Source organism: Rhodococcus sp. H36-A4 (genome assembly GCF_027158005.1).
Taxonomy (GTDB): domain Bacteria; phylum Actinomycetota; class Actinomycetes; order Mycobacteriales; family Mycobacteriaceae; genus Rhodococcoides.
The window spans coordinates 468,007-478,688 of record NZ_JAPVLQ010000005.1 but is presented as its reverse complement, the minus strand read 5'-3'; the positions used below and the strand labels follow the sequence as shown (position 1 = coordinate 478,688).

Here is a 10,682-nt window from a genome sequence, read left to right as displayed (position 1 = left end):
ATAACCACCACAAGCGGATGATCATCGACATCGGATGCTTTCACCAAATACAAAATTCGGCACTGACATTCATCGACACACTGTTGAGTTCTCAAAGAACACGCACACACCACACACCCACGAAAACAATGTTCTCGCAGCGCCTGGGGCAACCGTTCCAGCCTAGCTAATCCAAGCGACCGAGTCAATAACCCCGTCACATCGAACCACCGTCGCACGACAACATGATCTTGCCGAACCAAGATTTTCAGTGCAAACCCCGTACAACCTCGTGTCCCGTACCTCTCGGTCCGGGTCGGTGTCCGTGTCGCTCTGACTCGACAAAAGTTACGCGACTCTGACGCCATCTCCAAATCGCCTGGTCAACGGCGTACATCAACTTCGCAAGGCATCGCGAGCGAATCGTCTCGACCAACTGGGCGCGTCGAACACCTCGCTTCGGAAGTACAGCGACGGCCCGTGTGCGCCGATCAGGTCCAAGAAGTCGACTGTCGGTTGTGCCGCGGTGTGGGCGTCGACCAATTTGTTGGTCCCCCACCCCAACGCTTGCATCGTCTCCACGATCATCGCGTTCCGTTGGGTTGCGGATGCCGACGACGCTAGCGCGACGAGAAACAGCGTTCCGCCGTCGATCTCATGAGCTTCCTTGCCCAAAGGGATTCGCGACGCACAATGCCTCCAGAGGCCGATGGGGTCGTCGGCATATCGAGTTCCCGCTTTCGTGCGTACCAAAGCGCCTTTGAGGACGCGCACCAGACCGAGACGTTTGGCGGCATTGCGCAGATCGGCGACCTGGTGATTGTCGACCTCACGAAGGCTGGATCCGATCCACCCCAGTCCCCATTCGAGATCGACGCGCATGGCTTCGACAGCTGCCGGCGGAAAATAGCCTCCGGGCGCCAACTGCAATCCGGTGTCACCTACGAGCTCGAGCAACCACGAAAGTTTTTTCATCGCCGCGGTTGCAACCGGTAAATCGATAGAGCTTTCGATGGTGAGCTCACATCGCGGCAGCAGCGCCAGCAGAGCGGGCATGTGGTCTGGCTGGGCGGTCCCGAAGAGCCGCGCGATCAACTGCGACGCGACGGCTGCCTCGACCTCGGCCGACCGCACGGGAGCCCCAGCCCGAAACCCTTCGTTGACGCGAGCTACGTCGAACTGCTCGGGGACGAACGGTCCAGCTGATTCCCGCGTGCTTTCGTATTCCGCGTGGTCAGGGTCTCCGAGTACATCGAGTAGATGGCGATAACCGACGGGTCCTCCGCTATTCTCGGGCGGACACGCACGTTCGCCGTCGAGGCACAGGCTACGAAGATCCTCGTGATACTCGATGAGGGATTCGAGTTCGACCGTGTGCTTCCACCCGTCGCCGAAATCGTATTCGTAGCCGATGACGTCGCCCTCTTTGTCGAGAACGCTATCCAACCTGACGTGCTGTTCGTTGATTACCGACCCTGCTTCGACCAGCGAGGTCTCGAAGTCGTATCGCATGACAGCCACTGATTTCCGCAGCCGGTAGCGGTGCGAATGAGCAGCGTTCCACCCCATGACCAGCTGCAGCACCTGATGAAATTCGGGGAGTAAGAGGTCCGACCGGACCTCGAACCTTCGCCATACTGCCGGCTCGACGCCGTCCAAGGAGACGCGAATCGTGTACCTCGCGACCGGAGCGCCGTAACCGCCGGACGCGTTGCTGAACGTATCGTCGGCGATCTCGAGGTCCGGACTGTCCGAGCCGTCCAACAGGTCCGGCACCAGAGTCAGGTGCCGCACGCGTCCAGTGCGATTCCGCATCACTCGACCTTAGTAGCGACAGCGCTTCGGCAAGGCTCAGACTGCGTTCAGAAGGCCACTGTTGATCGCATCGATGTCGAATGCAAGCTTGTCGGCGTGGTCAGCGAAGGTGGTCACCGTGAGTTGAACCAGATACTGCGTTTCGCTCTGCACGACGATGTACCGGGTCGTGACGGCCAGTTCCCACTGCTCGGCGACGAACGTTCCACTGATGAACCGCGATGGATGGCCACCGAACGGGTCGGAGTTCGCCTCTGCTTCGGCCCAACCCTCCATCGCGCGGGCGTCGGTAAAGCTGCAGTCGAGGAGAGCATCGGCGTCGATTCGAGTGGACAGCGAGCCCACAAGTAATACGGCGTTGGGTGCGAAGCCACCTTCGACCAGACCTGGCTCGACAAGAACCTGGGTAGCACCGGGGAATTGTTCTTCGGGCGCCGCTTGCCATCCAGCGGGTACGGGGGCCTCGATGCCGAGTGACGCGGCCTGAGCACGATCGACGGATGTCACCGCTACGGCGTGCGCCGCAAGATACTCGGCGACGGTCATGCGATTGGATCCACTGCTCTGTTCCACCCGTACATCTCCTGACGTTTCGAGACAATAGGATTTCAATCGTAAGTGCGCGCTGCTCACGGAGTGCCGGGCCTCTTCACCCGGCACACTCTCGAAGAGCGGCGCCTGTCCGAGGTAGTTCCGTCATCGACGGTCGGCGACGAGCTCTTCCAAGTACCCCGCGACGCCGTCGTCATCGTTCGAATGCAGCACGCGATGTGCGACAGCCTTGATCTCGGCCATCGCGTTAGCAGTGGTCAAGGCAGTACCCGCCCAGCCCAGCATCGGTAGGTCGTTGAACGCGTCACCCACAGCCGCGACGGCAGCTCGCTCGATCCCGAGTTCCGCACACAGCACCGATAGCGCACTGGCTTTCGACACGCCTGCAGCGGACATCTCTATATACGGCGCGCCCGAATGGGTCAGCTCCACTCCCCCTACCCCTGCTGCCAGGACAGCGTGGAACAGGTCGACGCTTGCCAGCTCCGGATGTCGGGCGACGATCTTGACGGTCTGCTCCGACGCCGCGGCCAACACGTCGACCGAGACGTCCATCTCGTGGGGATGTCGATGATGGTCCGCAAAGACACACATCGCTGCATAGTCGTGCTCGGCGACGAACCGAGTCGGACCGACCGTGGCGAAGGCGACTCCGGGAACCAGCTCGCGAACCCTGGTCATAGCAGTGGTTACGACGTCGGATTCGATTCCGGTCGTCTCGGTGATGACCGGCGTGCCGTCGGCGAGGTCGAGCACGACTGCGCCGTTGGCACCGATGGCCTTACCTGTGAATCCACAGGAGGCAGCCAACTCGTCGATCGAATGGCGTGCGCGGGCCGTGGCCCAGACGACCTCGATCCCCGACGCCTGTGCCGCCGCCATTGCTTCGGAGGTACGCGCTGAGATGGTTCTGTCCGAGCGAAGCAGGGTGCCATCGAGGTCGGTTGCGAGAAGTTGGACTGTCACGACGCCTCTGTCCGCAGCACGAGCACGGTGATCTCGCTGGGCGCAAAGACGCGAAACGGCGGTCCCCAGAAACCGGTGCCGCGGCTGGTGTAGAGCTGGGTGTGCTTACCGTGCCTGCTCAGGCCATGGACCGTCGGTTGATCGAGTCGGACCAGGTACTCGAATGGCCAGATCTGACCACCGTGGGTATGACCGGAAACCTGCACTTCGACGTCGCGTCGAACTGCCTCGTCGATCTGCTTGGGCTGATGTGCCAGAAGGAAGACCGGCAGGTCCGCATCGACTCCCTCGAGCGCACGATCGAGGTCCGCTCCGTGCCCCTCGAGTGTGGAAGCCGCTGCCGTTCGATCGTCCACACCGGCGACGACCAACCTCGCACCGCCACGTTCGACCACGAGGTGCTTGTTGTGCAGGGCCGTCCAACCCAGCGTCTCCATGTGATCCAGCCAGTCCTGCGCTTCGCCGAAGTATTCGTGGTTGCCCGTCACGTAAACCTTTGCCAGGGCTGCGCGTGCTCCACGTAGCGGCTGGACCTGATGCTCCCGCCGTAGGACCGAACCGTCTGCCAGATCTCCGAGGTGACAGAGCACATCGGCGTCCAATGTGTTGACGACGTCGACGACCTTCGCTGACCAACCGGCTCGATCCAACGGCCCGTAATGCGTGTCGGTGATCATCACGACGCGGAGTCCGTCGAGTCCGGCACCGAGACGCGGAACCACCACGCTGCGCTCGACGATGCGCGGCACGCGCATCGCCTCGTGATGGCCCCACACCAACAGTCCGGTGACCACGACGAGAACCGCGGCAGCAACAATTCGCGATCGGAGGGGATCTTCCAGACCGGCAAGGGCGAGTAGCCCTGCAGCAATCGAACCGAGCGCACTCCACACGAACAGCACCCACACGGTTCCGAGCAACGTGTCACCGATCAGTGCGGCACGGTCATGGGCGCGCGCATGACCGCGGGCCATGGACACCGGCAAGGCGATCGCAGCAGCGGCGAACACAACGCAGCCGAATATTCGCAACGACAACGGCCAGTCGGAACCGGAGAAGAAAAGCGTCCACAATGGGACACCGAACAGCAGTGCGACAACGATCAGAACTATCGGTGCGATCAGCCATCGACGTCGGGAAGCGCCTGACTCGGGCGGGTGGACCTCGGTGTCACCGGTCGGTTGTGAATCCGCCATGTGTGTTCCTCACTGCAGAGACGGCGAAATTCCAGGACAAGTGCTTGGAGATCCGATTCAGCGGAGCGCCACTGCGATGGGTGTGTCGCCGTTGTCGAATTCGATGACACGTCCGATGGTCGCCGGAGTGTCCACCGTTTCGGCCACAACGGCAGCGACGTCGTCCCGGGTGACCGAAGCGCCGGTGGCACCGTTGTCTTTGGTGGTGATCGATCCGGTGCCGGGGTCGAGTGTCAACGCGCTCGGTCCCAGGATCGTCCAGGACAACGACGTGGATTTCAGGTACGCGTCGGCGGCCGCCTTGGCCTCCGCGTACGCGAAGAAGGGATTGCTCGGATCTACCCCGTGCTGCGTGTCCGCCCCGAAATACGACACCATGACGTAGCGCGTGATGCCCACTCGCCCGGCAGCGTCCATCGAGCGAAGTGCTGCATCACGGTCGACGGCATACGTTCGGTCGGCACTGCCGCCGCCCGCGCCTGCAGACCACACGACTGTGTCGAAGCCGTCGAGTAGCACCGCAATCTTCTCGACATCCAGGTTCTCGATATCGGCCACCAACGGTGTGGCGCCCACATTCGCGATGTCGGCGACGTGATCCGGGTTACGAACGATCGACCCCACCTCGTGTCCGCGCTCCGCGAGCAACGGCGCTAGACGGAGCGCCACCTGCCCGTGTCCTCCGAAAATGGCGATTCGAGACATTGGCACTCCTTCGACAGACACAGTCGGACGCCATCCACGCTATAGCATTTGCCTCGGTCAGCTGTCGTGGCCACGCCCTCCGTCGTGATAGCCGTTGATGGGCAACTCAACAGACGGAAACCGGTGCTCAGGGGCTTCGCTCGGAATGGTCCACATGTCGTACTTCTCGCCTTCGGGCGCTGACTGCCACGCATTCCACGGCGTTTCCGCGGTGGCACTCGTCGGGCTGGTGTCGGGACCTTCCACGAAATGATCAGCCGGCGTGTCCAGTGGTGTATCCACCGACACGTCCCCTGGCGCTTGCTCGAGGAGCAGATCATCCTGCGGTCGATCCAAGTCGACCGGAATCCACTCCTCGGTCACCGTTTCTGCGGGCGAAATCGAAATCGTATTCGGTTCGATTCCTAACGCGGACAGGGCATTCCACAGATCCTCCAACGCAGCCTCGACATCGAGGTAGTACTCCGACTCGCGCACACGCCAGAACGTCCAGCCACAACGTTTGAGTTCCTGCTCGCGCTGAAGGTCTGCCAGACGACGCTCCGGAGTGGACTGAATCGAGTCTCCATCGCATTCCACGGCGAGCCTGGACACCTGCCCGGTGACCACCAGGTCGATACGTCGATTGTTCACCTCGACACCGGGGTTGACGTGATATCCACGATCTCGCAGATCGACGAACAACCGCTGCTCGAACAGGCTCGCGAACTCGCTGCGCCGAATATCCGGCGTGACATCGCGCGGCATCGGATTCGCAGGTGCAGGTGAGGTCGACGTGACATACGCGAGCAACGAGTTCCGAAGGTCGGATCGCTTGAGCCGATCGACTGTGACCGAGTGGAACAGCCAGAGTTGATCCTGCGCACGCGAGGCCGCGACATTGAACCGCCGCTTGTATTGGCTTGCGCTGAGAGCGGGAAAGTCCTGGTTCGGTGCAACCACCATCGACAGGAAGACGACGCTTCGTTCGTCTCCCTGAAAGTCCGGTGGTGTCCCGACGCGGAGCCTTCGATCCGCCCACTGGTCGATTCCGATACGCTTGATCAATTCGTTTCGGATTTCATCGACCTGAGCCGTTCCCTGCAGCACGACGACGCCGAATGTCTTGCCGTCGTACAAGGGATCAGCAAGGCATTCGAGAATCTGACCGGCGATGGCTTGTCCCTCGGCATGATTGACGAGCGAAGCGCCCTTCCCTCTTACCGATGCATCGGGTACGAAAGTATGGCGAAGCGGCGGGAGCCTGTCCGCGCCGAATTGACGCACAGGAACCAGGGGCAAATCTCCATAGAATTGTTGCGATGACCAGTTGATAATTTCCGGCATCGATCGAAAGTGCTCGCGCAGACGGACGACTTGGCCGAAACGCGTACGCAGCATCGAGAACAGTGACGACCGCGGAGTCAACGTCGCGCGAACATGTTCGGGTAGATCCGGCAGGTACACGTCGAGTCGGGTGAACACGTCTTCGAGCGTTCCCGCCTGCGGGACGTCTGCAGGTGCACATTGCCGATCGTCACCGACGACGATCACCCGCGGTGCCAAATACAGGAGGAACAGGCTGCTGATGTCGGCCTGGCTGGCTTCGTCGACGATCACGACGTCGAAACTGTCCGCTATAGGAGGCACTGTCGCCAAGACCTGAGCAAGGGGCATGACCCAAGCCGGGACGGCACTTTGCGCATCTCGCATAGCCGAGCGCGCAGCGCTGCGGAACGTCTCCGCGTATCGACCTGCGCCTGCCCCGATCGACGACATGTGCTCCCGATACGTCTGCAACGCACGCACTTCCACAGCAGTCATCCGCTCGAGACAGTCTCGCCAAGCCATCGCGGCCGCCAGCTGAGACGTCAGGTATTTCAGATCTGCGTCGAGTGCGTTCAGTTCGATATCGAGCTGATGTTCGACACCGCCGCGATGTTGTTCGCTCACCCACTCACGCGCTCGACGCCACGCCCATGCCTTGGACATCTGCCAACTGATTTCATCCCAGTCGGAGTCACCGGCCGTGTCGAGAACCAGTTGGTACAACGCGGGCGCGGCATCGGCGAGTTTCTTCGCCAACTCGTCCTGGACCAGCTGATCGTCCTGCTCCTGGCATGCCGCGATGTAATTCCCCGACGCCTCGGCAACGGCGTCCTCGTCGGCCGAGTTCAGCGCCGTCACGAGAGCCGTCCCCTCGGGCGAAGGTCCAGTATCTACCTGTGTCGCAACGGAATACAGAATTTTGCTCAGTTCAGCCTTGGCCGCGTCTGCATCGATACGGGTAGCAATAGCCCTTGCCGACCCAGCGAACTGCGCCGCGTCGTCGAGGCTTCGAATCCATGGTGCCGAAGGTGACACCGCGTACAGCTTCTCGACCAACGCGTCGCGCGCATGCAGGACACCTGCCACCAACGTCAGCTTGTCACTCACGAGCCGAAGATCGTTCACTCGCCGTGACCGAGGCCCGTCGGTGGACACCGAGATCCGTAGGTCCCCGAGCAGAGTCGCCGCGGTGCTGACGATATCGAGAGCACGAATATGCTCGGTCACGAGCCGGCCGGCGCTCGCCGACACAACTGGAACGCCATCGACAGTCGCCGTGATGCCGAGATCTTCCACGGCACGCTGCTGTTCGCTCTTTCGGAACCGGGGCTTCCACTCGATTCCCGATTCCAAAGCGACAGTCAGGGATTCCATTGCATAGAGCGCGGCGGTCGTCGAAGAGGAACACTGCACATCATGAGCACCGATGAAGCGATCGGCCCGAGCCGCGACCTCGGCCATGGATGAAATACCGCTCACCCGTGACCATAGGTGCGCGGCTTCGCCGGACAGGACGGAATCGGTCAATTGTCGGAAGAGTTGGTCGAGTTCGAGAACGTCACGCACTCGCGCGTCGAGTTCTTCGCACAGTTGCCGAATACCGAGAGCTGCAGCCGGATCGACTCCACCGAGGAACTCGACAAGCCTGGACGAATGCTCGGACTCCACATGCACCTTGGCACTCGCTCGCCGACACGACAACCGTAGTTCCGCTGAATTCGGCAGAATGGTGTCGAGCCGTGGGAGTGATTGCCCGGCTCGTGCCGCACGCCCATCCGGTGCGGTAGCGATCAACTTCCGCAGCCGATCCACCTCGGTTCCGATCAACGTGGGGCGATCCGTCGACAACGGTCCCGGTAGCCACTCGTGAGCTTCCTCCGCTGCCTTGACCTTTCGGACGATCGCAGCCGCGGTCCCCTCGTAACCATCGGAAACATACTGATGCACAACAGTTTCCGACAGACGCAGCTCGGCGATGGTATCGAGTAACACGGCACGCCGCGCCGAAGCATCCGCCCGTCGCGCGGTCAAGGACGCGATCTTCTCGGCCGCGTCCACGTCGTTGTATGCCGCTTTGCGATCTGCGATACGAGCGACACTGCGATTGAGCTCCTCTGATCCACCGCGTCCGAGATCGGTGATCGAGACGCAAAGCTCCTGCAGTTCGGGTGGAAGTTTGTCCCGAAGCACGCGAAGCGCCTGTGACTTCTCACTGGTGACGAGCACACGCTGACCGCGGGCAAGCAATGCCGACACCAGATTCGCAATGGTGTGCGTCTTTCCGGTACCGGGGGGACCTTCGACGACTACTCCGCTGTCCCGGCCGAGCCTGCGCAGGATCTGTGACTGTTCGGCATTCGCCGGAAGTGGAAAGAGTGGATCCGTAGCCAGAGAGAGAGTCTCGGCGGCACCCATCCGTTCCAACCAGGCCAGACGTTCGGCGGGTTCGATGGGCTCCACCAGCTGCGCCAAACCGAGCGGAAGCCTCGAACCTGGCTTGGCGAGATCCGCGATCATCTGCTCGTAGTAGTCACGCAACGCAAACGCATTCCGCTTGCGCATGACCAGGGCGGGGGACAACGTTACCGTCGCCCCGTTCTCGGGAACGTCGGCAGTCGACGGCCGATTCTGGTCGGCTCGAACGTCGACCGGTATATCCAGCGCGGTATCGGCCCACTCCACGAACAGGGACACCACGTCGGCGTCGAGAGGTGAGGTGATGCGTCGCGGCAGGTCACTTTGCATCTTCACCGAACCGGACGGGTCGAAGCAGGCCCGGCCGGTCAGCAGCTGAGTGTCCTCGAATCGCGGTTGTGAATTGGCAGCAAGCTTGACTAACAAGTCTCCGGTGCGGACGTCCAACTCCACTGCCGCCGACTGGGTCAGCAGGTGCGTCACGACCGCGCCTGCAGTTCCCTGAGCCGAAAGACTCAACAGGCCTGAGGCGACCACCAGCTCGATGGACTCAGGTTGCGAAGACAGTTCTTGCATCATCAGCTGGAGAGCGTGGTAGAGCGAGGCTTCCGGTCGCTGCTTTCGATCCGACTCTGCCCATAAACGCCACTCGGTCGAATACGTTTCGAATGCACGTCGAACCTGGTAGGCGTGTCGGACATCGAAGTCGGCGTCGGCATCGACGTCCTCGCTCGAAGACGATGCCAAAGCCGATTCGATCAACTCGATGTCCAGATGACGACTGTCGGCCACCATCGTGTGGTCGACGAATCCTTCGAGGATCTCCGGAAGCTTCGGCGGTTCTTCGAACTCGACCCGCCGGGCCCTGAGCACCACCCCGCCCTGCTCGGCCGACGCATCCAGATGAGACGCGGGCGAGTCGGCCTGAAGCCACTCGACACGAAGGTGTTTTTCGTAATGCAACACGGGCTCGGTGCGAGCGGTGACGATCTCTCGCAGGAATTGCAGCATGCGCAGAACCCTGTCCGTGAGCTCTTCATGCCCTTCCGTCAATACTTCGCCCTCCACGAAAACGCCTCCTTCAGCCGAGATCCTGCTGGGATCCGGCTGCTGGCCACGATCGGGAACCGCTGCAGTCGACACTGTTGAACCTCTGAAATCCTCGAACGGCCGTCCGTTAACCGGGACGGTGCTTGCGCGCATGCTCCAGACTAGTCTCTGCGTCCGGGTTGATCACGGTGTACGGACCTTAGGTTCTTTTCGTCGTGGTAGATCACAAGAAATGCCAGAAAAGCCCACTCGCGTCCACATCCGATTCCGCCACCACTGACCCTCGAGGGCTTATCGAGCTCGATCGACGGTACCGAGCCCAGATTCCGACGTTGTGCGCCTTATGTCCGATTCCGATCGATACCGAGCGCCACGTACCGACCGGTAACGTACCCGCCGGTAATCATGGCCCATCGCCGACACCGAAATGTCCGTTGTCGCAACGCTACTCGTCGGTATTCCGTCAAGCTTTTGCTGACCTTTTTCAGCGTCGTCCGGAAACTGCAGCGAAATGCATTGCCGTAGTGAAGGTTTGAACGAAGCGAGATCAATCACATCGGCCCATATCGCCGTTGACATGGTAAGAATCATGTGATCCGTTAGAATAGGACGACATTCAGACCTGTTCCACGTCTTCGACGAGGGATCGGCGGGGTAACGAACGAGATCGAGGTCGATGGGTGGGGGCTGTTACAT

At 61.2% G+C, this 10,682-nt stretch carries 6 protein-coding genes; all 6 read right to left on the bottom strand.

All coding sequences use genetic code 11. The features are described from left to right. Positions 1 to 375: 375 nt before the first annotated feature. Positions 376 to 1,794: a plasmid pRiA4b ORF-3 family protein gene (locus O1W68_RS16615; RefSeq protein ID WP_269305334.1), complete on the bottom strand. Its 1,419-nt coding sequence runs from the start codon at positions 1,792 to 1,794 to the stop codon at positions 376 to 378. A 36-nt stretch (positions 1,795 to 1,830) separates the two neighbouring features. After that, positions 1,831 to 2,367, bottom strand: a complete 537-nt coding sequence (locus O1W68_RS16610; RefSeq protein WP_269305332.1) for an LpqN/LpqT family lipoprotein — start codon at positions 2,365 to 2,367, stop codon at positions 1,831 to 1,833. Between the two features lie 123 nt (positions 2,368 to 2,490). After that, positions 2,491 to 3,312 carry a Cof-type HAD-IIB family hydrolase gene (locus O1W68_RS16605; RefSeq protein ID WP_269305330.1) on the bottom strand — a complete coding sequence of 274 codons (822 nt, stop codon included), beginning with the start codon at positions 3,310 to 3,312 and terminating at the stop codon, positions 2,491 to 2,493. Then, positions 3,309 to 4,508: a metallophosphoesterase gene (locus O1W68_RS16600; RefSeq protein WP_269305328.1), complete on the bottom strand. Its 1,200-nt coding sequence runs from the start codon at positions 4,506 to 4,508 to the stop codon at positions 3,309 to 3,311. The genes O1W68_RS16605 and O1W68_RS16600 overlap by 4 nt, the downstream gene beginning before the upstream one ends. Before the next feature lie 57 nt (positions 4,509 to 4,565). Then, entirely contained in the window at positions 4,566 to 5,213 is a 648-nt protein-coding gene (locus tag O1W68_RS16595; protein WP_269305326.1) for an SDR family oxidoreductase, read from the bottom strand. A gap of 57 nt (positions 5,214 to 5,270) precedes the next feature. Next, a complete protein-coding gene (locus O1W68_RS16590; RefSeq protein WP_269305406.1) occupies positions 5,271 to 9,947 on the bottom strand; it encodes an AAA domain-containing protein in 4,677 nt (1,558 codons plus the stop codon). Positions 9,948 to 10,682: the final 735 nt, after the last annotated feature.

Bases quoted from the DNA above. Each gene is read 5' to 3' on its own strand.
- O1W68_RS16615 (WP_269305334.1), bottom strand. From the start codon at position 1,794: ATGCGGAATCGCACTGGACGCGTGCGGCACCTGACTCTGGTGCCGGAC.
- O1W68_RS16600 (WP_269305328.1), bottom strand. From the start codon at position 4,508: ATGGCGGATTCACAACCGACCGGTGACACCGAGGTCCACCCGCCCGAG.
- O1W68_RS16595 (WP_269305326.1), bottom strand. From the start codon at position 5,213: ATGTCTCGAATCGCCATTTTCGGAGGACACGGGCAGGTGGCGCTCCGT.
- O1W68_RS16590 (WP_269305406.1), bottom strand. From the start codon at position 9,947: ATGCTGCAATTCCTGCGAGAGATCGTCACCGCTCGCACCGAGCCCGTG.